26 protein-coding genes are annotated in these 24,445 nt (G+C 58.7%); 9 read left to right on the top strand and 17 right to left on the bottom strand.

Features of this window, described 5'->3' with window-relative positions; genetic code table 11:
- Positions 1–68 precede the first annotated feature (68 nt).
- Positions 69–947, top strand: coding sequence for a putrescine utilization regulator PtrR (gene ptrR / locus ACSVHP_RS01970; RefSeq protein WP_447550803.1), 879 nt, complete (start codon positions 69–71; stop codon positions 945–947).
- Here ptrR and ACSVHP_RS01965 read toward each other — a convergent pair.
- The 3 genes from ACSVHP_RS01965 to ACSVHP_RS01955 form a co-directional block, all read right to left on the bottom strand.
- Positions 901–1,383 carry a GNAT family N-acetyltransferase gene (locus ACSVHP_RS01965; RefSeq protein WP_447550802.1) on the bottom strand — a complete coding sequence of 161 codons (483 nt, stop codon included), beginning with the start codon at positions 1,381–1,383 and terminating at the stop codon, positions 901–903. The genes ptrR and ACSVHP_RS01965 overlap by 47 nt on opposite strands.
- Before the next feature lie 120 nt (positions 1,384–1,503).
- Positions 1,504–2,295, bottom strand: a complete 792-nt coding sequence (locus ACSVHP_RS01960; protein WP_447550801.1) for a PhzF family phenazine biosynthesis protein — start codon at positions 2,293–2,295, stop codon at positions 1,504–1,506.
- 27 nt (positions 2,296–2,322) lie between these two features.
- Entirely contained in the window at positions 2,323–3,111 is a 789-nt protein-coding gene (locus tag ACSVHP_RS01955; protein ID WP_447550800.1) for a PhzF family phenazine biosynthesis protein, read from the bottom strand.
- 176 nt (positions 3,112–3,287) lie between these two features.
- Here ACSVHP_RS01955 and ACSVHP_RS01950 point away from each other — a divergent pair, with 176 nt between their 5' ends.
- Positions 3,288–4,484 (top strand): sugar transporter, encoded by a 1,197-nt coding sequence (locus ACSVHP_RS01950; protein WP_447550799.1) that lies wholly within the window; start codon positions 3,288–3,290, stop codon positions 4,482–4,484.
- A gap of 92 nt (positions 4,485–4,576) precedes the next feature.
- On the opposite strand, the gene ACSVHP_RS01945 is transcribed toward ACSVHP_RS01950, so the two are convergent.
- The gene (locus ACSVHP_RS01945; protein WP_234675044.1) at positions 4,577–5,242 is read right to left on the bottom strand and encodes a MarC family NAAT transporter; all 666 of its coding nucleotides are present in this window, start codon (positions 5,240–5,242) and stop codon (positions 4,577–4,579) included.
- A 256-nt stretch (positions 5,243–5,498) separates the two neighbouring features.
- On the opposite strand from ACSVHP_RS01945, the gene marR reads away from it, so the two are divergent.
- From marR to marB, 3 genes are read left to right on the top strand one after another with little or no spacing between them, the layout of a single operon-like run.
- On the top strand, positions 5,499–5,933 hold the full coding sequence (gene marR, locus ACSVHP_RS01940) for a multiple antibiotic resistance transcriptional regulator MarR (RefSeq protein ID WP_234675043.1): 435 nt from the start codon (positions 5,499–5,501) through the stop codon (positions 5,931–5,933).
- A gap of 18 nt (positions 5,934–5,951) precedes the next feature.
- The gene (marA, locus tag ACSVHP_RS01935; protein WP_001303241.1) at positions 5,952–6,332 is read left to right on the top strand and encodes an MDR efflux pump AcrAB transcriptional activator MarA; all 381 of its coding nucleotides are present in this window, start codon (positions 5,952–5,954) and stop codon (positions 6,330–6,332) included.
- Between the two features lie 32 nt (positions 6,333–6,364).
- Positions 6,365–6,580: a multiple antibiotic resistance protein MarB gene (marB, locus tag ACSVHP_RS01930; protein WP_234675042.1), complete on the top strand. Its 216-nt coding sequence runs from the start codon at positions 6,365–6,367 to the stop codon at positions 6,578–6,580.
- A 38-nt stretch (positions 6,581–6,618) separates the two neighbouring features.
- On the opposite strand, the gene eamA is transcribed toward marB, so the two are convergent.
- The gene (eamA, locus tag ACSVHP_RS01925; RefSeq protein WP_447550798.1) at positions 6,619–7,518 is read right to left on the bottom strand and encodes an O-acetylserine/cysteine exporter; all 900 of its coding nucleotides are present in this window, start codon (positions 7,516–7,518) and stop codon (positions 6,619–6,621) included.
- Positions 7,519–7,710: 192 nt separating this feature from the next.
- Here eamA and ydeE point away from each other — a divergent pair, with 192 nt between their 5' ends.
- Positions 7,711–8,928 (top strand): efflux MFS transporter YdeE, encoded by a 1,218-nt coding sequence (gene ydeE, locus ACSVHP_RS01920; protein WP_447550797.1) that lies wholly within the window; start codon positions 7,711–7,713, stop codon positions 8,926–8,928.
- Positions 8,929–8,990: 62 nt separating this feature from the next.
- On the opposite strand, the gene zinT is transcribed toward ydeE, so the two are convergent.
- The 8 genes from zinT to ACSVHP_RS01880 all read right to left on the bottom strand — a co-directional run bounded on the left by zinT (position 8,991) and on the right by ACSVHP_RS01880 (position 16,999).
- A complete protein-coding gene (gene zinT / locus ACSVHP_RS01915) occupies positions 8,991–9,632 on the bottom strand; it encodes a metal-binding protein ZinT (protein WP_447550796.1) in 642 nt (213 codons plus the stop codon).
- Positions 9,633–9,684: 52 nt separating this feature from the next.
- Complete coding sequence (gene urtE / locus ACSVHP_RS01910; RefSeq protein ID WP_447550795.1) at positions 9,685–10,383, bottom strand: urea ABC transporter ATP-binding subunit UrtE; 699 nt, start codon at positions 10,381–10,383, stop codon at positions 9,685–9,687.
- A 10-nt stretch (positions 10,384–10,393) separates the two neighbouring features.
- The gene (gene urtD / locus ACSVHP_RS01905) at positions 10,394–11,191 is read right to left on the bottom strand and encodes an urea ABC transporter ATP-binding protein UrtD (protein ID WP_234675037.1); all 798 of its coding nucleotides are present in this window, start codon (positions 11,189–11,191) and stop codon (positions 10,394–10,396) included.
- Positions 11,191–12,264: an urea ABC transporter permease subunit UrtC gene (gene urtC / locus ACSVHP_RS01900; RefSeq protein ID WP_447550794.1), complete on the bottom strand. Its 1,074-nt coding sequence runs from the start codon at positions 12,262–12,264 to the stop codon at positions 11,191–11,193. The genes urtD and urtC overlap by 1 nt, the downstream gene beginning before the upstream one ends.
- Complete coding sequence (gene urtB, locus ACSVHP_RS01895; protein ID WP_447550793.1) at positions 12,264–13,838, bottom strand: urea ABC transporter permease subunit UrtB; 1,575 nt, start codon at positions 13,836–13,838, stop codon at positions 12,264–12,266. The genes urtC and urtB overlap by 1 nt, the downstream gene beginning before the upstream one ends.
- A gap of 19 nt (positions 13,839–13,857) precedes the next feature.
- Complete coding sequence (gene urtA, locus ACSVHP_RS01890; RefSeq protein ID WP_447550792.1) at positions 13,858–15,129, bottom strand: urea ABC transporter substrate-binding protein; 1,272 nt, start codon at positions 15,127–15,129, stop codon at positions 13,858–13,860.
- Positions 15,130–15,325: 196 nt separating this feature from the next.
- Entirely contained in the window at positions 15,326–16,429 is a 1,104-nt protein-coding gene (locus ACSVHP_RS01885) for a cobalamin-independent methionine synthase II family protein (RefSeq protein WP_447550791.1), read from the bottom strand.
- Between the two features lie 150 nt (positions 16,430–16,579).
- Positions 16,580–16,999 (bottom strand): rhodanese-like domain-containing protein, encoded by a 420-nt coding sequence (locus tag ACSVHP_RS01880; protein ID WP_447550790.1) that lies wholly within the window; start codon positions 16,997–16,999, stop codon positions 16,580–16,582.
- Between the two features lie 73 nt (positions 17,000–17,072).
- Here ACSVHP_RS01880 and ftrA point away from each other — a divergent pair, with 73 nt between their 5' ends.
- Positions 17,073–18,113: a transcriptional regulator FtrA gene (gene ftrA, locus ACSVHP_RS01875; RefSeq protein WP_447550789.1), complete on the top strand. Its 1,041-nt coding sequence runs from the start codon at positions 17,073–17,075 to the stop codon at positions 18,111–18,113.
- A 139-nt stretch (positions 18,114–18,252) separates the two neighbouring features.
- Here ftrA and ACSVHP_RS01870 read toward each other — a convergent pair whose 3' ends face one another.
- Positions 18,253–18,627: a hypothetical protein gene (locus tag ACSVHP_RS01870; RefSeq protein ID WP_447550788.1), complete on the bottom strand. Its 375-nt coding sequence runs from the start codon at positions 18,625–18,627 to the stop codon at positions 18,253–18,255.
- Between the two features lie 335 nt (positions 18,628–18,962).
- On the opposite strand from ACSVHP_RS01870, the gene ACSVHP_RS01865 reads away from it, so the two are divergent.
- Positions 18,963–19,193, top strand: coding sequence for a DUF2554 family protein (locus ACSVHP_RS01865; protein WP_234675029.1), 231 nt, complete (start codon positions 18,963–18,965; stop codon positions 19,191–19,193).
- On the opposite strand, the gene ACSVHP_RS01860 is transcribed toward ACSVHP_RS01865, so the two are convergent.
- Positions 19,194–21,158 (bottom strand): peptidase U32 family protein, encoded by a 1,965-nt coding sequence (locus ACSVHP_RS01860; RefSeq protein WP_447550787.1) that lies wholly within the window; start codon positions 21,156–21,158, stop codon positions 19,194–19,196.
- 514 nt (positions 21,159–21,672) lie between these two features.
- Positions 21,673–22,200, bottom strand: a complete 528-nt coding sequence (locus ACSVHP_RS01855; RefSeq protein ID WP_447550786.1) for a helix-turn-helix domain-containing protein — start codon at positions 22,198–22,200, stop codon at positions 21,673–21,675.
- A 73-nt stretch (positions 22,201–22,273) separates the two neighbouring features.
- Between ACSVHP_RS01855 and ACSVHP_RS01850 the strand changes: the two genes are divergently transcribed.
- Positions 22,274–23,461, top strand: a complete 1,188-nt coding sequence (locus tag ACSVHP_RS01850) for a benzoate/H(+) symporter BenE family transporter (RefSeq protein WP_447550868.1) — start codon at positions 22,274–22,276, stop codon at positions 23,459–23,461.
- Here ACSVHP_RS01850 and ACSVHP_RS01845 read toward each other — a convergent pair.
- Positions 23,441–24,313, bottom strand: coding sequence for a helix-turn-helix transcriptional regulator (locus ACSVHP_RS01845; protein WP_447550785.1), 873 nt, complete (start codon positions 24,311–24,313; stop codon positions 23,441–23,443). The genes ACSVHP_RS01850 and ACSVHP_RS01845 overlap by 21 nt on opposite strands.
- Positions 24,314–24,445: the final 132 nt, after the last annotated feature.

Below are 24,445 nucleotides of genomic sequence, written 5' to 3'. Positions count from 1 at the left end.
TGTGACCGACTCTGCTATTTCTTAAAAATGAATAATAATGACCACTTTGTTCACGAATCGAGAATGGTATGGATTTAACTCAGCTTGAAATGTTTAACGCCGTCGCCCAGACCGGGAGCATCACCCAGGCGGCGCAGAAGGTGCATCGGGTGCCGTCGAATCTCACCACCCGTATTCGTCAGCTGGAGGCGGATCTGGGCGTCGAGCTGTTTATTCGCGAGAATCAGCGGCTGCGCCTGTCCCCCGCCGGACATAACTTCCTGCGCTACAGCAGGCAGATCCTGGCGCTGGTGGACGAAGCGCGCATGGTGGTCGCCGGTGACGAGCCGCAGGGGCTGTTTGCGCTGGGGGCGCTGGAGAGTACCGCCGCGGTGCGCATTCCGGAAAGTCTGGCGCAGTTTAACCAACGTTACCCGCGCATTCAGTTTGCCCTGTCGACCGGGCCGTCCGGGACGATGATCGACGGCGTGCTGGAAGGTACGCTCAGCGCCGCCTTTGTCGACGGGCCGCTATCGCACCCGGAGCTGGAAGGGATGCCGGTTTACCGGGAAGAGATGATGCTGGTTGCCGCCGCCGGGCACCCGGAGGTGAACCGCGCGACGGAGGTCAGCGGCAGCGACGTGTACGCCTTTCGTGCCAACTGCTCGTACCGCCGCCATCTGGAAAGCTGGTTTCACGCCGACCGCGCCACGCCGGGGCGTATTCACGAGATGGAGTCCTATCACGGGATGCTGGCCTGCGTTATCGCGGGGGCAGGCATTGCGCTGATGCCCCGCTCGATGCTGGAAAGTATGCCGGGACACCACCAGGTCGCCGCCTGGCCGCTGGCGGAAAACTGGCGCTGGCTGACCACCTGGCTGGTGTGGCGGCGCGGGGCGATGACCCGCCAGCTGGAGGCCTTTATAGCGCTGCTAAACGAACGTCAGCCACCAGCGCCTTCTCCATAAACAGGCTTAACGGATCCTCCGCGTAAGGGGCAAAGGCCGGGCGAGTCTCGTAGCCGCAGCGTTCGTAAAGACGCACGGCGGCGTGCTGTTTAATGCCCGTTTCCAGGCGCAGGGTATGGCAGTTCCGGCTCAGGGCTTCATCTTCCAGCGCCGCCAGCAGCTTTTCGCCAAGATGCTGGCCGCGATGGGCCGGATCGATATAGACCCGCTTCATTTCGCCCGTTCCGTCGCCGTTAAGCACCACCGCGCCGCACCCCACCGCGTTCAGCTGCGGATCGCGGATAATCATCAGGATCAGAGTCTCCTGCGACAGCTCGCTGAGATCGAGCAGATGATTACTTTCGGCCGGGTAAAGCTCGCTCTGGTAGCGGTCAAGCGCCGCAATCAGATTCAGGATATCGGGATGGCGTGCAGATGCAGAGGAAATGGAATACATGGCGGGCTCCTTGTCTTTTTAATTCAAGGTTATAACGCAGCCGCGCGCGGGGCGTTCATAGTATTAACTTATAGAATCCTAAAGCCCGGTGACGGGTTAGCCCCGCCACCTTTACCCTTTTTAGCGCAGGTATATTTTACCTTTCAGGTAGAGCGTTGCCTGACCGCCAATCAGCACCCGGTCGCCCTTCAGCTCGCAGCGCAGATCGCCGCCGCGGTACGATACCTGGCGGGCGCTGAGCTGCGTTTTGCCGAGCTTTTCGCTCCAGTACGGAATTAACATGCTGTGGGTGGAGCCGGTCACCGGATCCTCCGGCACGCCTTCCCCCGGACAGAAAAAGCGGCTGACAAAATCATACTGCTCGCCGGGCGCCGTCACGCAGACCATTTTCTCCAGCGGGATCATCGCCGACGTGTCCGGTTTCAGGGCTTCCACCTGCTGCTGGCTCTCCAGCACCACCAGGTAGTCGCGCCCGACGCGCACCTCTTTGGCCTGGGTGATGCCCAGCGCGCTAAGCAGCAGCTCAGGAGGATTATCTACCGGCTCCGTAGACCACGCCGGGAAGTTTAAGGTCAGCCAGTCGCCGCTGCGCTTGACCGTCAGATCGCCGACAAAGCGCGTTGAGAAGACAATTTCCGTGTGCGGATAGTCGAGATACTCAAAGATAACGTGCGCCGCCGCGAGGGTGGCGTGTCCGCACAGGTTGATCTCATAGAGCGTGGTGAACCAGCGCAGCTCAAAGCCCTCGTCCGTGCGCACGAAGAACGCGGTTTCTGACTGGTTGTGCTGCTGCGCCATTTTGAGCAGCGTGTCGTCCGGCAGCCACTCTTCGAGCGGACAGACCGCCGCCGCGTTACCGCCGAAGTTTTTATCGCTGAAGGCATCGACCAGATAAAAATCAATTTCCTGCATTATCTCTTCCCCTGTTGTTAAAACGCCTTAGCGCAGAAATACGCTTCCTTTGAGATAGAGCGACGCCTTGCCGCTCATCAGCACGCGATTGCCTTTGACTTCGCAGCGCACGTCGCCGCCGCGCGCGGAAACCTGGCGGGCAAAGAGCGCGGTTTTATTCAGCTTCTCGCTCCAGTACGGGATCAGCATGGTGTGCGAAGACCCGGTCACCGGATCTTCCCAGACGGCCACGCCCGGCGAGAAGAAGCGGCTGACGAAATCGTAACCGTTGTCGCCCCGCGCGGTAACTGCGACTTTATGCTCGCCCGGCGTCATCGCCGAGATAGTGGGGCTTATGGCTTCCACCTGCTGCTGATTGTCCAGCACCACCACCCAGGCGCGGCCTTTACGGGCATCGACATAGTGGTCAACGCCCAGCGCCGCGAGCATCTCCGGCGGCGGGGTTTGTGCTTCGGTTGGACAGGCCGGGAAGTCGAGCGTCATCCACTCTCCCTCGCGGGTGACAGTCAAAATGCCGGACGCGGTTTCAAAATGGATGCGCGAGTCCGGGTAGCCCAGCTCGTTAAACAGAACGTATGCCGTGGCAAGCGTGGCGTGACCGCACAGGTTGACCTCCGTCAGCGTGGTAAACCAGCGCAGCTCGATGCCGCCCTTGTGGCAGACAAAGAACGCGGTTTCCGACTGGTTATGCTGCTGCGCCATTTTGAGCAGCGTTTCGTCCGGCAGCCACGCTTTAAGCGGGCAGACCGCCGCCGGATTACCGCCAAACGAGGTATCGCTGAACGCATCAACCAGATAAAAATCAATCTCCTGCATTGTCCTGTCGCCTGTTAATTTTTTGTTGTCCTTTATATTCAAGGAAAAAATGGCTCACCGCTACCGCTGGCATAAGGTAAATAATGAGATCTGCATCACATAATGATTGAGTTTTAGCCGTTTAACGCTTTAAGATCGCCTTCTCATCTTTCAAGCAACGAATCCCTGACGTTCCTATGACAACAAACACTGTTTCCCGCGAGGTCGCGTGGCTACGGGTGGTCACGCTGGCCATTGCCGCGTTTATCTTTAATACCACTGAATTTGTCCCCGTCGGGCTGCTGTCTGACATCGCCGACAGTTTCCATATGGAAACGGCGCAGGTGGGCATCATGCTCACCATCTACGCCTGGGTGGTGGGGCTGATGTCCCTGCCCTTTATGCTGCTGACCAGCCAGATGGAGCGGCGCAAGCTGCTGATCGGGCTGTTCGTGCTGTTTATCGCCAGCCACGTGCTGTCGTTTATGGCCTGGAACTTTACGGTGCTGGTGATTAGCCGTATCGGCATTGCCTTTGCCCACGCGGTGTTCTGGTCGATTACCGCCTCGTTAGCCATTCGTCTGGCCCCGGCGGGAAAACGTGCCCAGGCGTTGAGCCTGATTGCCACCGGCACGGCGCTGGCGATGGTGCTGGGCCTGCCGATTGGCCGCGTGGTGGGTCAGTATTTTGGCTGGCGCACCACCTTCTTCGCCATTGGCGCCGGGGCGCTGATCACGCTGGTGTGCCTGGTGAAGCTGCTGCCGACGCTGCCGAGCGAGCACTCCGGATCGCTGAAAAGCCTGCCGCTGCTGTTCCGTCGTCCGGCGCTGATGAGTATTTATCTGCTTACCGTGGTGGTAGTGACCGCGCACTACACGACCTACAGCTATATCGAACCTTTCGTCCAGACGGTTGCCGGGTTTAGCGCCAACTTCGCCACCGTTCTGCTGCTGGTGCTGGGCGGTGCGGGCATTATCGGCAGCGTGCTGTTTGGCAAGCTCGGCAATCAGCACGCCTCGCTGCTGGTCAGTAGCGCCATCGGCGTGCTGGTAGCAAGCTTAGTGCTGCTGATGCCTGCGGCCGGGAGCGAAATGCACCTGGCGGTGCTGAGCATCTTCTGGGGCGTGGCGATCATGATTATCGGTCTGGGAATGCAGGTGAAGGTCCTGGCGCTGGCCCCGGACGCCACCGACGTGGCAATGGCGCTGTTCTCAGGGATATTCAACATTGGGATTGGCGCGGGTGCGCTGGTGGGGAATCAGATCAGCCTGCACGTTTCTATGTCGTCGATTGGCTATATCGGGGCGATCCCGGCGCTGGCGGCCTTTATCTGGTCGGTGCTGATTTTCCGCAAGTGGCCGGTAGCGATGGAGGAGCAGGGTCAGCACGGGTGACCGTTTTGCGGGATTGTGCCGGGTGGCGCTACGCTTGCACGGGCCTACGGGTTTTGTAGGCCGGGTAAGCGCAGCGCCACCCGGCAACACACTCAATGGTAGGTCTTAATAATTTCCAGCACGCCGTTAATAATAAACTGCACGCCCATACAGACCAGTAAGAACCCCATCAGGCGGGAGATCGCTTCGATGCCGCCCTTGCCCACCCAGCGCATAATCGCGCCAGAACTGCGCAGCGAACCCCAGACGATCAGCGCGATGAGCGCAAAGATAATCGGCGGCGCCACCGTAATCACCCAGTCCGGGAAGGTCGAGCCGTCGCGCACCGTGGAGGCGGAACTGATGATCATCGCAATGGTTCCCGGCCCCGCCGTGCTCGGCATGGCTAAAGGCACAAAGGCGATATTGGCGGATGGCTCGGTTTCCAGCTCTTCGGACTTGCTTTTGGCCTCCGGCGATTCATGCGCCTTTTGCGCCGGGAATAGCATCCGGAAACCGATAAACGCCACGATCAGCCCGCCCGCGATACGCAGGCCCGGAATCGAAATCCCGAAGGTGTTCATCACCACCTGTCCGGCGTAATAGGCCACCATCATGATGGCAAAAACATAGACGGAGGCCATCATCGACTGCTGATTGCGCTCCTGGCTGTTCATGTTCCCTGCCAGCCCTAAAAACAGCGCCACCGTGGTTAACGGGTTCGCCAGCGGCAGCAGCACCACCAGACCCAGACTAATGGCTTTAATCAAATCCAACATAGTGCCTCGTTGTCCTTATCCATATTCAACACCGCAATTATAGGGGCAAACCGCCCCGTTCAGCCACGTACACAACGTAACCATTATTTTCACCCGGGTACGATAACGGTTCGTTATGTTTCTGATTTGAAAGCTGCAAAAAAAAGTTCATGAAACGTTTTAGCAATTCGTGGCATCGGCTGAGTCATTCAGTTGACTTATACTTGCCTGAGCAATAATATCTGCCGTGACTAAACTACTTGCCAGGGCAACCATTGTGAAAAACACCAGTGATCTCTTTAACGACATCATCCCACTGGGTCGTCTTATTCATATGGTTAACCAGAAAAAAGACCGCCTGCTTAACGACTACCTGTCTCCGCTTGATATCACCGCAACACAGTTCAAAGTGCTGTGTTCCATTCGCTGCGAAGTGTGTATCACCCCCGTTGAGCTGAAAAAGGTCCTTTCTGTCGATCTCGGCGCCCTGACGCGCATGTTGGATCGCCTCGTCTGCAAAGGTTGGATTGAAAGAAGCCCAAACCCTAACGACAAACGCGGCGTACTGGTGCAACTCACCAGCGACGGCGCGGCGATGTGCGAGCAATGTCACCAATTAGTAGGACAAACACTGCACCAGGAACTAACAAAAAACTTAACGGCAGATGAAGTGGCAACGCTTGAGCTTTTGCTTAAGAAAATACTGCCGTAAACAGAAAGAGGTATGACGATGTCCAGACGCAATACTGACGCTATCACCATTCATAGCATTTTGGACTGGATCGAAGATAACCTGGAATCGCCGCTCTCCCTTGAAAAGGTGTCTGAGCGTTCAGGTTACTCAAAATGGCACCTGCAACGGATGTTCAAAAAAGAGACCGGTCATTCATTAGGTCAATATATTCGCAGCCGTAAGCTGACGGAAATTGCCCAGAAGCTCAAAGAAAGTAATGAACCGATCCTTTATCTGGCGGAGCGCTACGGGTTTGAATCGCAACAGACCCTGACCCGCACGTTCAAGAACTATTTCGACGTGCCGCCGCATAAGTATCGCATTACCAGTATGCCTGGCGAATCCCGATACCTTTATCCGTTAAAACACTGTAGTTAATCATCGCCTGTACAGACGTAACCGAGGAAATCATGAAATTTATCGCCTCCGCCGCCCTCACCTTACTGGTGCTGGTCTCCGGCCAGACTTTTGCGGAGCAAACTCCCGTTGCAGCGCAGCAGAACAATCGCGACGCGATGATCCTGCCCTCTGCAAACAACCAGACCCCCTTTGATTTTAACCACATGGGTGCTGGCAGCGACAAATCCGACGAATTAGGCGTGCCGTATTACAACCACGACCTGTGATTCGTTTTTGCCCCGCGGATGCGGGGCTTTTTTTAGCTTTAGTTTCTCACCTGCGCCGTCCGGCGAAAGCGTAACCCAAATACGTTGATATACAGCCCGGCCATGATCAGCACCGCGCCCAGCATCTGCAACACGCTTAAGGTTTCCCCCAGCAGCAGCGCCGCACTGGCGATACCCACTACCGGAACCAGCAGCGAGAGCGGCGCCACGCGCCAGGTTTCGTAGCGCCCGAGCAGCGAGCCCCAGATCCCGTAGCCCACAATCGTGGCGACAAACGCCAGGTAAACCAAAGACAGAATGGTCGTCAGATCGATATTCACCAGGCTTTGCACCATCTGCGCCGGGCCGTCAAAGATCAGCGAGGCCACCATAAACGGCACGATGGGGATCAGCGCGCTCCAGACCACTAGCGACATCACCGCCGGGCGGGCCTCGTGCTGCATAATCAGCTTGTTGAAGATGTTGCCGCAGGCCCAGCTCAGCCCCGCCGCCAGGGTCAGCATAAAGCCGAGCAGCGCCACGTGCTGCCCGTTAAGGCTGGCCTCCACCAGAACCAGCACGCCAAAGACCGCGAGCGTAATTCCCGCCAGCTGTTTGCCCTGCAAGCGTTCGCCAAAGACAAACGCGCCGAGAATAATGGTAAAGAAGGCCTGGGCCTGTAATACCAGCGACGCCAGTCCGGCCGGCATGCCAAATTTAATCGCGCAAAACAGAAAGGCGAACTGGCCGAAGCTGATGGTCAGGCCGTAGCCCAGCAGCAGACGAAACGGGATCTTAGGACGGGCGATAAAAAACAGCGCCGGGAAGGCCACCAGCATAAAACGCAGACCTGCCAGCATCAGCGGCGGCATATTGTGCAGGCCCATTTTGATGACCACAAAATTCAGTCCCCATACTATGACCACCAGCAGCGCCAGCAGTCCGTCTTTACGCGTCATACCCTGCCCTTAATTATTAAAAAATTGTAAACACTTCAAGGTAACAGAAATAATAGCGCCGCGAATAGATCATTAATTTTGGCAGTCAGGCGAAGCACTTACGGATAAAACAGGTGCTATACAAGACGCGTATGGCGTGATAATCCTGATAAGACATGACAAAAAATTACTGAGCATTCGTCGGATACCATTATGAAACCCTCTCTCAGGCGCTCAACCGCGGCGCTGCTGGCATCGTCATTGTTATTAACCATTGGTCGCGGGGCCACGCTGCCGTTTATGACCATCTATTTAACGCGCGTCTATAGCATGAGCGTTGAGAATATCGGTTATGCCCTGACGATCGCGCTGACCGTTGGCGTGGTGTTTAGCCTGGGATTCGGCATTCTCGCCGACAAGTTCGATAAAAAGCGCTACATGCTGATCGCCATCGCGGCCTTTATTCTGGGCTTCGCGGCGATCCCGCTGGTGGATAACGTCACCCTGGTGGTGCTGTTCTTCTCGCTGATTAACTGCGCCTACTCCGTCTTTTCCACCGTGCTGAAAGCCTGGTTCTCTGACGTATTAACGTCGAGCGAAAAGGCGCGCGTCTTCTCGCTGAACTACAGCTTTCTGAACATCGGCTGGACCGTCGGCCCGCCGATCGGCACCTGGCTGGTGATGTACAGCCTGCAACTGCCGTTCTGGCTGGCGGCCGTCTGCGCCGCGCTGCCGCTGGTGTTTATCCAGTTTTATGTACAAAAAAGCGTTGCCGCTGATAGCGCAGAGCAAGCGGCTCCGTGGCAACCGTCGATCCTGCTGAAAGACCGGGCGCTGTTCTGGTATACGCTGTCGGGCCTGCTCGCCTCCTACGTTGGGGGATCGTTTGCCACCTGTATTTCCCAGTACGTGCTGGCCGCAAACGCCGACAGCGATTTCGCACAGAAGGTGGTCGCCGTGGTGCTTCCGGTCAACGCCGCCGTGGTGGTGACGCTGCAATACGTCCTCGGACGCAAGATCTCAGCCACTAACATTCGCCCGCTGATGACGGCGGCAACCCTGTTTTTCATTATTGGCTTAGGCGGATTTATGGTGTCCGGTGAGAACCTGGTCTACTGGGGGATCGCCGCCGCGATCTTTACCCTCGGGGAGATTATTTACGCGCCGGGTGAGTACATGCTGATTGATAACATCGCCCCGCCGGGAATGAAAGCGAGCTATTTCTCCGCGCAGGCGCTGGGCTGGCTGGGTGCCGCCGCAAACCCGATGATCACCGGGATTATCCTGACCCACATGCCGCACTGGTCGCTGTTTGCCATCATGATGGCGGCAATCGTGGTGGCGTGGCTGATGATTTTACGCGGGATGAGCGTCAAGAATAGCTACAGCGTGTCGGGTGGCGCTACGCTTACCCGACCTACAAAACCCTAATTGCATCGTATTTAGCCAACGTTTGCCGGGTAAGCGCAGCGCCACCCGGCAAACGTAACCGCTTAGTGGTGCAGCATCTCCTCCACCACCTGCTCTTTAAACATCTCGTTTGGATAATAGGTCGGCCAGTTATCCATCTCTTTCAGCAGCGACTCGTGGGAGGTGTTGCCCATAAAGATGTGGAAATGCGAGGAGGCTTTTGGCCCGATGATATGGTCGCTGAATTGCACAAATTTCGGCGCCGTGCTGCTGGCGTCTTTACACTCAAACAGGTAGCGAACGCCCTTCTTGCCCGACGCGTAGGTCAGGATCTTATAGCCGCTGTAATCATACCGGCAGCTGCTCACCGCCTTGCCTTTGTGGAACTCCATCACGTTGTTTTCAATGCCGATGGAATCAACGTCGGTGGCGTAACCGGTGCGGTAATAGGCCTTCACCTCGTCAAACGTCTTGCTCTTGTCCTTTTCGGCTTTCTTTTTAAATACCGGATCCAGCGCGCCGTCGACCAGGAACGGGTAGACCGACTGCCAGGTCCCGTCCCAGTCGGACAGTTTTCGATCCTTGACGTCCTTATCATCAAACACGCCGTTCGCCGCTTTCTGCTCGGCCTCGGTCATCTGGTGACCGTGCGAGTGGGCGAACAGCTGGCCGCTGACCAGCAGCGCCCCCAGAGCCAGTGCAAATTTCCCAATATGTATAGCCAAAACAAAACCCTCATTCCGTTTTATAAGAATGAGGATGTTATAGTATAACATTTCAAATCGCAACCAGCCCGCGAACGCCCTCCTGCTCCATATTTTCACCGCGTCCGCGCTGGATAATGCTCCCGCGCGACATCAGCAGGTAGCTGTCCGCCAGCTCGGCGGCGAAGTCGTAAAACTGCTCCACCAGCAGAATCGCCATATCACCCCGGTTGGCAAGCTGGCGGATCACCAGCCCAATCTCTTTGATGACCGACGGCTGAATGCCCTCGGTGGGCTCGTCCAGAATGAGCAGCTGCGGACGGCTCGCCAGCGCGCGGCCAATCGCCAGCTGCTGCTGTTGCCCGCCGGAGAGATTGCCCCCGCGACGGTGCCTCATCTCTTTTAATACCGGGAAAAGCTGCCAGATCTCTTCCGGCACGCTTTTCGCCTCCCGCGCGGAAAACCGCGACAGCCCCAGCAGCAGGTTCTCTTCCACCGTCAGGCGCGGAAAGATCTCCCGCCCCTGCGGCACGTAGGCCACGCCGGACTGCACCCGCTGGTGCGGCCTGCTGTGGGTGATCTTCTTGCCCTGCCAGATCACCTCGCCCGTTTTCGCCGGGATCAGCCCCATCAGGCACTTCAGCAGCGTGGTTTTACCCACCCCGTTGCGCCCGAGCAGGCAGGTCACTTCCCCCGTCACCGCCTCGAAGCTCACGCCGCGCAGGATGTGGCTCCCGCCGTAATACTGATTCAGTTCGTTAACCTGTAGCATGTCGGCTCCTTTAGCGCCCCAGATAGACGTCAATCACCTGCTCGTTGGCCTGCACCTCGCGTAGCGATCCTTCCGCCAGCACGCGGCCCTGATGCAAAACGGTTACGCGATCGGCAATGGTTTCGACAAACCCCATGTCGTGCTCCACCACCATCAGCGAATGTTTGCCCGCCAGGGTGCGAAACAGCTCGGCGGTGTATTCAGTTTCCGCATCCGTCATCCCGGCGGCGGGCTCGTCGAGCAACAGCAGATGCGGGTCCTGCACCAGCAGCATCCCGATCTCCAGAAACTGCTTCTGGCCGTGGGAAAGCAGCCCGGCGCGGCGGTCGCGTTCCCCGCTCAGGCGCAGCAGAACCAGCATCTCGTCAATGCGGTCGGCCTGTTCCCCGGTCAGCTTTGCCCGCAGGCTGGCCCACACCGACTTATCGCACTTCATCGCCAGCTCAAGGTTTTCCCACACCGTCAGCGCTTCGAACACCGTCGGCTTCTGGAATTTGCGCCCGATCCCCTGACGGGCGATGGCGGCGGAGTCCAGCGCGGTTAAGTCAATAGACTGATCGTAAATCGCCCTTCCGCTCTGGGGCCGCGTCTTGCCGGTGATAACGTCCATCAGCGTGGTTTTCCCCGCGCCGTTAGGGCCAATCACGCAGCGCAGCTCCCCTACGCCGATATTGAGCGACAGATCCGTCAGCGCCTGAAAGCCGTCAAAATTCACGTTGATGGCGTCAAGCTGGAGCACCGGATCGGTTTGTTCCCGGTAGCGATCGCCCGGCAGCTGGCGGGTAAAAAGGCCTTCGGCTGGCTGCATTATTTCTCTCCCTTACGAAACAGACCGTAGACGCCGCGCGGTAAAAACAGCGTGACGGCGATAAAAATCAGCCCCAGAAACAGCTGCCAGTACTCCGGCATCGCCACGGTAAAGAGGCTTTTCGCGCCGTTGACCAGCGCCGCGCCAATCACCGGGCCGACGAGCGTGCCGCGACCGCCCAGCGCCACCCAGATCGCCGCTTCAATGGAGTTGGTCGGCGACATTTCGCCGGGGTTGATAATCCCCACCTGCGGGACATACAGCGCCCCCGCCAGCCCGCACAGCACGGCGGAGAGCGTCCAGACCAGCAGCTTAAAGCCGCGCGGATCGTAGCCGCAGAAGGTCAGGCGGTTTTCCGCATCGCGCACCGCCGTCAGAATGCGGCCAAACTTGCTTTTCGCCAGCGCAAAGCCGATCCCCAGCGCCAGCAACAGCAGCATCACGGTGGCGACAAACAGCGCGATGCGCGTGGTGGTGGCGGTCACCGAAAAGCCCAGCAGCGTGGTAAAGCCGGTAAAACCGTTGTTGCCGCCAAAGCCGGTTTCGTTACGAAAGAACAGCAGCATTCCCGCGTAGGTCAGCGCCTGGGTCATGATGGAGAAGTAGACCCCTTTGATTTTTGAGCGAAACGCAAACCAGCCGAACGCCAGCGCCAGCAGGCCGGGAACGGCGACGATCAGCACCAGCGCCCAGGCGAAGTGCTGCGTGCCCCACCAGAACCACGGTAGCTCGCTCCAGGAGAGAAACGACATAAACGCAGGCAGGCCGTCGCCCGCCGCCTGACGCATCAGGTACATCCCCATCGCATAGCCGCCGAGGGCAAAAAATATCCCGTGGCCGAGCGACAGCATTCCGGCGTAGCCCCAGACCAGATCCAGCGCCACGGCAACGATGGCGTAGCAGAGGATCTTGCCGATAAGGGTCAACATCCAGGTTGAGAGCGCCAGCGGATGGGTGGCGGGCAACAGCGCCATAAACGGCAGCACCAGCAGGAAGGCAACCAGCAGGCTGCCGACAATCCGGGTGGTTCGCGGCGCTTTACGCGCCAGCGTTAAGGTAAGCGGCTGGCTCATCAGTCAATAACCCTCCCTTTCAGGGCGAACAGCCCCTGCGGACGCTTCTGAATAAACAGAATGATCGCCACCAGAATCAGGATTTTGCCGAGAACGGCCCCCATCTGCGGCTCCAGAATTTTGTTGAAAATGCCCAGCCCAAAGGCCGCCGCCACGCTGCCCGCCAGCTGCCCGACGCCGCCGAGCACCACCACCAGGAACGAGTCGATGATATAACCCTGTCCCAGCTCCGGGCCGACGTTGCCCAGCTGCGAGAGCGCCACGCCGCCCAGCCCGGCAATCCCCGATCCCAGCCCAAAGGCCAGCATGTCCACGCGCCCGGTCGGCACGCCGCAGCAGGCCGCCATGCTGCGGTTTTGCGTCACCGCACGCACGTTCAGCCCCAGACGGGTTTTGTTCAAAATAAGCCAGGTGAAGAACAGCACCAGCAGGACAAAGCCCAGCACCACGATGCGGTTCCAGGGCAGCGTCAGGTTGGCGAACACCTGCACCCCGCCGGAGAGCCAGGCCGGGTTAGCCACCTCCAGGTTTTGCGCGCCAAAGGTCATGCGCACCAGCTGAATAATCATCAGGCTGATCCCCCAGGTGGCGAGGAGGGTTTCCAGCGGACGGCCGTAGAGATGGCGGATCACCGTGCGCTCCAGCACCATCCCCACCGACGCGGTCAGCATAAAGGCCACCGGCAGCGCCACCACCGGATAGAGCGCCAGCCACTGCGGGGTAAACTGCGCCATCGCCTGCTGCACCATCCAGGTTGCATATGCCCCGAGCATCAGCATCTCCCCGTGCGCCATATTGATCACCCCAAGCAGCCCGTAGGTGATCGCCAGCCCGAGCGCCGCCAGCAGCAGCACGGAGCCCAGCGACATCCCCATAAAGGCCTGGCCGAGCAGATCCCCCCACATCAGACGATGCTGAATGCCGTCGAGGCTCTCCTGCGCGGCGGCGCGCACGCCGGCATCCGGCTCGGTTTGCGGCTGCGTAAACGGCGTGAGCGTTGACTGCACGTCCGGATCGTCAGACTGCCCCAACAGCGTCACGGCGCTGCGGCGAACCTCCGCCTGCGGGCTGGCGAGTTGCAGGGCCGCCAGCGCCAGCTTCAGCGACTGGCGCGCCACGTCGTCCGTTTCGCTGTTCAGGCGCGTTTGCAGAAAATCGGCCATATCCGGCCGCACGTCGCGCTGGATCTGGCGGGCGGCGGCGCGCCTTTCGGTGACACTGTCACTCACCAGCTGATGCGTTGCCAGCGCGGTGGCGGATATTACCCGCAGCCGGTTGGTCAGGCGGACGGCTTTGGTCTGGCCCTGTGCGGCAGCGGCATCACCGAGCGGCACGAACTTGTCCTTATTGCGCACGAAGGCGTGTTTTTGGCTATCGAGAAACAGGCTCTCTTTTTGCAGGGCCCGCAACAGCGGCAGGCGTGCCGGGTCGGGCGACGCGGCCCACTGCTCCAGCATCGCAGCCTGCTGGCTGCGGCTGGCGGCAACAAAGTTATCGGCATCCGATGCCTGCGCCATCCCTGGCAGCAGTCCGGCAAGCCATACAAGTGCGACGATAATGCGCATGGCGTTCATGGCTTTCTCCCGGCGTGGCTTAGTTGCTGGCGGTTTTCATCGGCTGGTCAGGCTTTTTGTCATTCCCGGCGATGAACGGGCTCCACGGCTGGGCGCGCACCGGCTCTTCGGTCTGCCACACCACGTTGAACTGCCCGTTGCCCTCGATTTCGCCGATCATCACCGGCTTGTGCAGGTGGTGGTTAGTCGCGTCCATGGTGAGCGTAAAGCCCGACGGCGCCTTAAAGGACTGCCCCGCCATCGCCGCACGCACTTTGTCTACGTCGGCGGTGCCCGCTTTTTCTACCGCCTGCGCCCACATATGAATGCCCACGTAGGTGGCCTCCATTGGGTCGTTGGTGACGACCGAGTCAGCGTTCGGCAGCTTGTGCGCTTTGGCGTAGGCTTTGTAATCCGCCACGAAGGCCTGGTTGGTCGGGTTATCAACGGACTCAAAGTAGTTCCACGCCGCCAGGTTGCCCACCAGCGGTTTGGTGTCGATCCCGCGCAGCTCCTCTTCGCCTACCGAGAAGGCCACCACCGGCACGTCGGTCGCCTTCAGCCCCTGGTTTGCCAGCTCTTTATAGAACGGCACGTTGGAATCGCCGTTGATGGTCGACACCACCGCCGTTTTTCCGCCCGCCGAGAATTTTTTGATGTTGGCAACGATGGTCTGGTAATCGCTGTGGCCAAACGGGGTGTAGACCTCCTCGATATCTTTATCCTCGACGCCTTTTGAGTGCAGGAAGGCGCGGAGGATCTTGTTGGTGGTGCGCGGATAAACGTAGTCGGTACCGAGCAGGAAGAAGCGCTTCGCGCTGCCGCCGTCCTCGCTCATCAGGTACTCCACCGCCGGGATCGCCTGCTGGTTAGGCGCCGCCCCGGTGTAGAAGACGTTTGGCGACATCTCTTCCCCTTCGTACTGAACCGGATAGAACAGCAGCCCATTCAGCTCCTCAAACACCGGCAGCACCGATTTGCGCGACACCGACGTCCAGCAGCCGAAGACCACCGCCACTTTATCCTGGCTCAGAAGCTGACGGGCTTTTTCGGCAAACAGCGGCCAGTTAGAGGCGGGATCCACCACCACCGGCTCCAGCTTTTTCCCCAGCACGCCGCCTTTGGCGTTGATCTCATCGATGGTCATCAGCGCAACGTCTTTCAGGGGCGTTTCGGAAATCGCCATCGTGCCGGAGAGCGAGTGCATGATCCCCACTTTGATGGTGTCGGCAGCCTGTACGCCAAAACTCATTCCCATTGCAACCACGCTGGCCGACAGTGCAAAAGCTTTTAACAAGGTACGACGATGCATATTTTCACTCCTGAAAAGAAAGCTGTGCGAAAACGTCCGTTACGGCGTGGACGCAGAAAAAGGTGTCAGCTTAGACAGAGCAAAAAGGATGCCAGGATGAAGACGGTGGATTTGCAGGGATGAAGAAACGGCGTGGCGGGAAAACGACTCACAATGAGTCAGCGCTGCACTTTTATAATGCAGCGCTGCTTACTCCTTACCAGACTTCGCTGGCGATCTGCGTCACCAGACGCACCTTGTCCCACTGCTGGGTTTCGCTCAGGGTGTTGCCCTCTTCGGTCGAGGCAAAGCCGCACTGCGGGCTTAAGCAGATTTGCTCTTTCGCCACGTACTTCGCCGCCTCCTCCAGACGCGCTTTAACCCCCTGCGGGTTCTCCAGCTCGCCGTTTTTGGTGGTGATCAGGCCGAGCACCACCTGCTGCTTGCCGGGGCGCACGAAGCGCAGTGGCGCAAAGTCGCCGCTGCGGTCGTTGTCGTACTCCAGGAAGAACGCATCAACGTTGACCGTGCCAAACAGCACTTCGGCCACCGGCTCGTAGCCGCCTTCGGAAATCCAGGTCGAGCGGAAGTTGCCGCGGCAGACGTGCAGCCCGACGGTGAGATCCTCCGGCTTGCCTTCCAGCGCTTTATTCAGCACGCGGGCATAGGTTCGCGCAAGTTCGTCTGCATCATCCCCGCGTTCGCGGATCTGGCGGCGCTGATCGTCAGAGCAAAGGTACGCCCAGACGGTATCGTCCAGCTGCAAATAACGGCAGCCTGCGGCGTAAAAGGCCTGAATCGCGTCGCGCCAGGTGGTCGCCAGATCGTCGAAATAGGCGTCAAGATCCGGGTAGACGGTGGCGTCGATATCTTTGCGGCCGCCGCGGAAGTGCAGCACGCTCGGGCTTGGAATGGTCATCTTCGGCTGGGCATTGCCGCTGATGCTTTTCAGATAGCGGAAATCTTCCAGCATCGGGTGATCGCCAAAGCCGAGTTTGCCCGTCACGCGCACGCCGTGCGCTTTGGTCTGCACGCCGTTGAACTGGATCCCCTGATTTGCGTCGTAGCGCTCCACGCCCTGCAAGCCGTCGAAGAAGTCAAAATGCCACCAGGCGCGACGAAACTCGCCGTCGGTGACAACGTGCAGGCCGCAGGCGCACTGCTGTTCGACAACGTGGCGGATAGCCTCGTCCTCTACGGCGCGAAGCTGCCCCGCATCAATTTCACCGCTGGCAAACTGCTGGCGAGCCTGCTTGATGGCATCCGGGCGTAAAAAGCTGCCTACTACATCGGCGCGGTACGGGGCGTGTTGTCGTTGCATGGAAATCTCCTCTGTCTGCTGGCGGTAGTTGCCAGCAGTGATAATTCATTATTTGAATCTTTAGACTTCTGGATGTCTAAATGTCCAAAAAAGATGTCATATCCGCCCCGTCAGGACAAACGAGAAAATTTCATCTGTGTTGAAAAAAATTCATGATCCCTGCGTAGCGGTTTCGCTTTCACCCGCAAAGGCAAACTTTTCATCTTCCCAGCCGGTGATGCCGCCGAGCATGATTTTGACCGGCAGCCCCAGGCGGGCCAGCTTCAGCGCGGCGCGGTCGGCACCGTTGCAGTGCGGCCCGGCGCAGTACACCACGAACAGCGTATCGGCTGGCCACTGCGCCATGCGCTCTGCGGCGATCTGGCTCCAGGGCAGATGCAGCGCTCCCGGCACGTGGCGACGGGCAAACTGTTCTGCTTTCCCTACCACGTGCAGTAAAACGAAGTCCTGCTGCTGGTTTTCGAGGGCGTGATGCACGTCGGCGCAGTCGGTCTCGACGCTCAGGCGGCGTAAAAAATGGGTGACCGCCTCCTGCGGCTCTGCGGCAGGAAATTCAGTGACATAGCTCATGACTCTTTCTCCGGTTTGGCGTTTGTGTTAACACTACTCTATTCACAAATTCATCTACTGAATGCATCCGCTCATGCCAGAAAACCGCAAAATGATGACAAACTTACGACAGCCTGCCCGCCCGCGCGCGGTGGTGCTGGCGTATGACGGACTATGCACCTTCGAGTTTGGCGTTGCGGTCGAGATCTTCGGTCTTCCCCGCCCGGAAATGGGCGATGACTGGTATCGTTTCGCCGTGGCGGCGGTGGATGATGGCGAGCTGCGGGCGACGGGCGGCATACGTATTCTGGCCGACGGCGACCTGAGCCTGCTGGACGACGCGGATCTGGTGGTGGTGCCCGGCTGGCGCGGACTGGACGCCCCGGTTCCGGACGCGCTGTGCGGGGCGCTGCGCCGGGCCAATAGCAGAGGCTGCCGGGTGTTGTCGATTTGCTCCGGCGTGTTTGTGCTCGCGGCCTCCGGCCTGCTGGACGGACGACGCGCCACCACCCACTGGCGCTATACCGACGCTCTCCGGCAGCGCTTTCCTGCCATAAAGGTGGTGGAAGATGTGCTCTATCAGGACGAGGGGGACATTCTGACCTCGGCGGGCAGCGCCGCCGGAATTGACCTCTGTTTACACGTGATCCGCCGGGACTACGGCACCGAGGCGGCTAACCGCGTGGCGCGTCGGCTGGTGATCCCTCCGCACCGTGACGGCTCGCAGACGCAGCAGCTCAGCCGCCCGGTAGCGCAGCTTCGGGAAAGCCAGCGTATGGGGCAACTGTTCGATTTTCTGCACCAGAATCTGGCACAGCCGCACAGCGTTGAGCGCCTCGCCAGCCGTGTGGGAATGAGCCAGCGCACCTTTTTACGCCGCTTTCAGGATGCCACGGGCACCACGCCGGCCCGCTGGTTGCTCAACGAACGTCTGCTGCGGGTGAAAGATTATCTGGAAAACAGCCGCCTTAGCGTCGACAGCATTGCCGAGCAGACCGGTTTTGGCCATTCCGCCACCCTGCGCCACCATTTCCGCCAGCAATTTTCACTCTCTCCGGCCCAGTACCGCAAACAACATTCCCTTTTCGGCTCTCCCGCCGGGGCGGGATCTGGACAAAAAAATACCGCCATATAATGGCGGTAAATGCTTGCATGGATAGATTTGTATTTTAGTATCTACGTCCCCGTCATTCCCTGACAGGATGTGGACTAAAAGTACCCTACCATTGCGTATCTCAACGAAGGCTAAACAATTCTGTTAACCCCATTAATTATCAGGACTGCGTTGCGCCGGCCTGGGTATTAATTTGCAGATAGCGCATTAATCCCTGATCCGCGCTCTGCTTCGCGTCTTCGTTAATCGCTTCGAGATAGAAAGAGCGCGACACTTCATAAGGGGCATGTTCCGCTGAATAAACCGCGAACTGGAACTTTTTCCCTTGTCTCGGATTCAGGCAGTCGAGCTCCCAGCGTTGCTCATTAATTTTGGTGCTGGTGCAGGCAACCTTACCGTAATCGCTGGTCAAGTATGATCCCACCCGCGACTCCGCAGACTCCATAAATTCAGGCTTATCGCTGTAGGCATAGTTGACGCAGGCCGTCGCCGCCAGAGCTATCACCGCAACCGCCCCTGCTATTTTTCTTTTCATTTAGATGATCCCAATCCTTAGCCAGAAAAGTCTCATTATATAAGAATAATCTCTTAATCCCATTTATCTTTGCTTACTTATTTTGGGTGGAAATAAAGCCTTGCTTTACGCTTCCTTTACTCTATTGACTTTACATTGCATATATCCGTCATATGACGCGGTTTTGGGACATTGACCGATGTCATTTTAAGAATAATCTCAATCAGACCCGGTGATTATTCCTGGCGCAGTGCGCACAGAAACTGACACTCTCTTTTCGCGAATTTGAATTATTGAATAATAACTAAAAGAAATTATCCGCATCATTGCCGGGAATATTCAGCAGGGGCGACGGAATGATTAAACAGGGGTTATCTGGCGTGCTGCTTATCTGCGCGCTCTTTTCAGGGCAGCTGATGGCGGGACACAAGGGGCATGAATTTTTGTGGGTGAAGAACGTCGACCATCAGCTTCGTCATGAAGCCGACAGCGACGAACTGCGCAGTCGGGCGGAGGATGCAGCAGACGGTTTGCGCGAGCACCACCACTGGCAGAAGTCGCGCAAACCGGAGACTCATTTTCGCTGATTAGCTGTCCTTGCGTTTTGGCAGGGTTTTCATCAGCTCTTCAGGGCTGACCGAGGCCACCACGCTGCCCGGCTGCGGCATTTTGAAGATGTGGTTTTTCATCTTGCCGATGACGTGCATTTCACACGGACGGCAGTCGAATTTCAGGGTCAGCACTTCATCGCCGTTCACCAGCTGCATCGGCGTCGCTTTCCAGCTCTTGATGTTGCCTTTGGCCTGTTTCGGACACAGGTTGAAGGCAAAACGCAGACAGTGCTTGGTGATCATCACCGGCACGTCGCCCTTCTCTTCATGCGCTTCATAGGCCGCGTCAATCAGCTGCACGCCATAGCGATGATAAAACGCGCGCGCCTTATGGTTATAGACGTTCGCCAGGAAGGACAAATGCGTATCCGGGTAGACCGGCGCAGGCACGGAAACGGCCTTACGGCTACCGCGCGGGTAGTTCGCCAGGCGTGCGGCGTCCAGCATCTCTGCCGTTTCACGGCGGAACTGGTTCAGCAGGCTGTTTGGCACGAACAGCGCGTCGGGCAGATTCACCTCAATGCGGTTCGCGTAATAAATGGTCTGGCCGAGCTTCGCCACGCCGTCCTTCAGGCTGTTCATCGCTTTTTCAGCGTTGTTTGCCACCTCAAACTGACCGTCCAGGGTGTGCGTGACGCTGGTGCCGTCTTCGCTGGTCATGGTCAGGATCAGCTGTTCTTCCCAGCCGCCCAGTTCGATATCCACCGCAATGCGGCGCTCGCTGGAGGTTTTCAGCAGCGCCTGCTGCCAGTTGTGGTCGAGGTTACGGTTCAGCGCCGCGTTAGGACGGGCTTTGTAGAGATCCGCGGGCATCTCGTTTGGCCAGACGCGATAGCGATTTTCACCGATTTTCTCTACCGTGTTTGCGCGGAAACCCACCACTTCACGCTTGATCATTACGTTCAGGCCATCGCCGTTCGCCAGCGGCTCGGTCACTTCCACGTCGAGGTGATCTTTCGCCACTTTCAGCACTTCACCCACCGGCAGCCCGATAAACTTCGGCGAGTCGAACGCGCCGATATCGCCCTTACGCGCGTTGACGAAGTAATCGGTGCTGCCGCGATGGAAGGTTTTGTCGGTCGACGGAATAAAGAAGTGCTCGGTACGCCCGGCCGACGCGCGCGCCAGGTCGCCGCGATCGTCAATGATGGCATCCAGCATCTGACGGTAGTGCGAAGTGATATTTTTCACGTAGCTCATGTCTTTGTAACGCCCTTCAATCTTGAAGGAGCGCACGCCCGCGTCAATCAGCGCGCCCAGATTGGCGGTCTGATCGTTGTCCTTCATCGACAGCAGGTGTTTTTCAAAGGCCACCACGCGGCCCTGGTCGTCTTTCAGGGTGTACGGCAGACGACACGCCTGCGAACAGTCGCCACGGTTGGCGCTGCGCCCGGTCTGGGCGTGGGAAATGTTGCACTGCCCGGAATAGGCCACGCACAGCGCGCCGTGAATAAAGAACTCGATGGTGGCGTCGGTGGCCTGGTGAATATCGCGGATCTGGTTCAGGTTCAGCTCGCGCGCCAGCACAATCTGCGAGAAGCCCACGGCCGAGAGAAACTTCGCCTTTTCCACGGTGCGGATATCGCACTGGGTGCTGGCGTGCAGTTCAATTGGCGGGATATCCAGCTCCAGAACGCCCATGTCCTGAACGATCAGGGCGTCTACGCCGGTCTGGTAGAGATCGGTAATCAGACGCTGCGCGGGCTCCAGCTCATCATCGTGAAGGATGGTGTTCAGGGTCACGAACACTTTCGCCCCGTAGCGATGGGCGAACGGCACCAGCTCGGCGATATCGCTCAGGCTGTTGCTGGCGTTATGGCGGGCACCGAAGCCAGGGCCGCCAATGTAGACCGCATCGGCACCGTGAAGAATTGCTTCACGGGCAATGGCGGCGTCGCGGGCCGGGCTTAAAAGTTCAAGATGATGGGATTGCAGGCGCATACGTCGTCGTTATCCGTTATGGTCAAAATGGCGGCTATTGTAGTCAGAAGTCTGCGCCAGCGAAACAGTTTTGCGTAGCGTCAGCGGGCTTCGAGTTAACCGTAAATGTATTCCCATAAAGCGGTGAGAATTATTTATAGAGATAAAGATGTTACAGCGACGCCATAGTCCGGCTGAAAATCGCCGAAGCGTTTCCTGTAGGCCGGGGCGAGGCGCAGGGATGCGCCGAGAGGGCGCGTTTTACAGGGACGTTGCATCGCGCCCGACCCGAAAGCCGAAAGGAATAAGCTGAGGGTCACCGCGAAGCGGCGATTTTCTTGCCGGGAGCCCGGGTGGTCAGGGCGGTGGCGGTGAACCGCCCTGACACGTTCACAAGTAGTGTGGTAACAGAGAAGCAAGGAACCTAAGGTGAACGGAATGACCACCTGAGCCGTATGTTCCCCTCACCCTCACCCTCTCCCCAAAGGGGCGAGGGAATGGTTTCGTGCCCCATATTTTTTGGAGATCTCTCTCGTCAGCGGGGATAATGGATCAGTGAATGAAAGTGCACCGTCCGGGCGCTACGGTTGCGGTAGGCGTGGGGTTTATCGCCTGCAAATCTCACCCCGGAATCCGCCGCAATGGTTCGCCATTCGCCGTCGATTTGCATCTCCAGCTCGCCGCTTATCACCACCACATGTTCAATCACCCCTTTCTCGTGCGGCGTGGATTCGCTCAGCGCGCCGGGGGCCAGCGTTATCGAGAAATGATCGAACTTCAGCGCCTCGTCCCAGGGGAATAGCGGCTTAACGACCATCGCCTGCTGCTGCGGATCAAACACCGCTTCCGGGCTGGCGTCAGGGGTAATGAACGCCGAGAACGGGACGTTAAGCCCGGTGGCGATTTTCCACAGCGTCGAGACCGTCGGGCTGGATTCGTTGCGCTCGATTTGCCCGAGCATCGCCTTCGACACGCCCGTTTCGTCGGCAAGCTTCGACAGGCTCCACCCGCGCGCCTGACGCAGGGCTTTCAGCGTGGATGCAAGATGTTGCGTGATGTCCATGATATTCCTCCCGTTGGGGCAAAGTGTACCACTTGTACGCTATAACGCACAGTGATACATTACCGCGGACGTTATAACGCACGATGGAGTTTTCATGCGCAGTTCAACACCGCTTTTTCCCGCCGTCCTGGCCGGGTTTGTCGCCGTCCTTGTCGGTTATGCCAGCTCGGCGGCCATCATCTGGCAGGCCGCCGCGGCCGCAGGCGCTAACCCGCAGCAGATTGCCGGCTGGATGACCGCGCTCGGCCTGGGGATGGGCGTCAGTACGCTGGCGCTCTCATGGTGGTACAAAGCCCCTGTCCTCACCGCCTGGTCAACGCCCGGCGCCGCGCTGCTCGCCACCAGCCTGCACGACGTAACCCTCGCGGAAACCATTGGCGTTTTCGTCTTTGCCAACGCGCTGATATTGCTGTGCGGCGTAACCGGGCTGTTTGCCCGGCTGATGAAGCTTATCCCGCACTCTCTTGCCGCCGCGATGCTGGCAGGCGTCTTGCTGCGCTTTGGCCTACAGGCGTTCAGCCACCTCGACGGGCATTTCCTGCTGTGCGGCAGCATGTTCGCCGCCTGGCTGATGGCTAAAGCGTTTGCCCCGCGCTACGCCATCGTCGCCACGCTGCTGGTGGGCACCATCGTCGCCTGGGCGGGCGGTGACGTTGTCACGGATAAACTCACGTTCTCCGTGGTGATGCCGCAGTTTATTGCCCCGGAATTCAGCTTCGCGAGCCTGGTAAGCATCGGGCTGCCCTTCTTCCTGGTAACGATGGCGTCGCAGAACGCGCCGGGGTTTGCCACCATGAAGGCCTCGGGCTATCCGCTGGCGGTGTCGCCGTTAATGATCGTAACCGGCGGGTTAGCGCTGCTCTTTTCCCCCTTCGGCGTCTTCTCCATCTGCATTGCGGCGATCACCGCCGCCATCTGCCAAAGCCCGGACGCGCATCAGGATGCGGACAAGCGCTGGATTGCAGCGGCGGCGGCAGGCATTTTTTATCTGCTGGCGGGGATTTTTGGCGGGTCGATCGCCGGGCTGATGGCCGCCCTGCCGCTCAGCTGGATCCAGACGCTGGCCGGGCTGGCGCTGCTTGGCACCATCGGCGGCAGCCTGTATCAGGCGTTAAATCATGAAGCAGAGCGGGACGCGGCGATCGTCACCTTCCTGATGACCGCCAGCGGGGTTACGATTCTGGGTATTGGTTCAGCATTCTGGGGGCTGGTTGGCGGCGGGATGTGTTACGCCCTGCTGTCACGCGCTCGCCGCGCGTAGCTGCGAAGGCGTTACGCCCGTCACGCTGCGAAAGCGGTTGCTGAAGTGGCTGGCCGAGTTAAACCCGCAGGCCAGCGCGATATCGGTCAGCGGCTGTTGGGTGTGCATCACCAGGGTTTTGGCTTTTTCCATCCGGCGCTGCATCACGTACTGGTGCGGCGCCAGCTGCATCGACTGGCGGAACATGCGCGCGAAGTGATATTCGCTCAGCGCGGCCTGCGCCGCCAGTTCTGCAAGGGTCAGCGGCTGTGCGAGGTTCTCTTCGATAAACGCCAGCACGTTGCGCAGGACAAACGGCGATAATCCCCCGGTCACCACCGGCAGCTTCCACTGCACGTTGGAGTAGTTTTGCAGCAGGTGGGTCAGCAGCAGCGTGGAGGCGGTGCTCAGGGTCAGCTGATTGGCCTTTTGCTGCCAGTCGCAGCCGAGCAAAAACTGACGGTACAGGGCGGTGATTTTCGGATCGCTGCCGAAGATTTTTTCATCCAGCGTCAGCGACAGCGGGCGGCGATCCCAGATCTTCTCCCCCACGTCCCGCAGATGTTCATCGGTGCAGTAGAGATGCACAAACGACAGGTCGTCGCGGATATCCCACGTCGATTCGCTCTCTTTTGGCATCAGGCAGAAACGGTCCGGCCCGCCGCCGTTTTTCCAGCCGCCCGGCGTTTTTTGATAGCTCTCGTAGCCGTCGGCCACGTACAGGCTCAGGGTGTGGTGGTTGCTTTTAACGGTGATGGTGTCGTGCTTGTTGTACCACGCCGCCAGCTGAATGCCGGAGTTGAGCGCCACGGTCTCCCGCAGCACGGCGTTCTGTTGGCTAAGCGTTTCGAAGGTGTCGTAAGCGTGAGACATAACCGTTAACACGTTATTGATAAGGAGTCTCAGTCTAAGAAGTGTTGCCCTCGGTTGCCAGTAGGCTCGCGAGAAAAAAGCGCAAGAATTTGCAAGTGGCGCGCAAGTCTGTGACAGCGCGGCTTCGCCTCT

The sequence above is a fragment of the Enterobacter sp. 186315 genome (genome assembly GCF_053290175.1).
The sequence above is the reverse complement of the archived record's forward strand: the minus strand, read 5'-3'. Positions and strand labels throughout refer to the sequence as shown.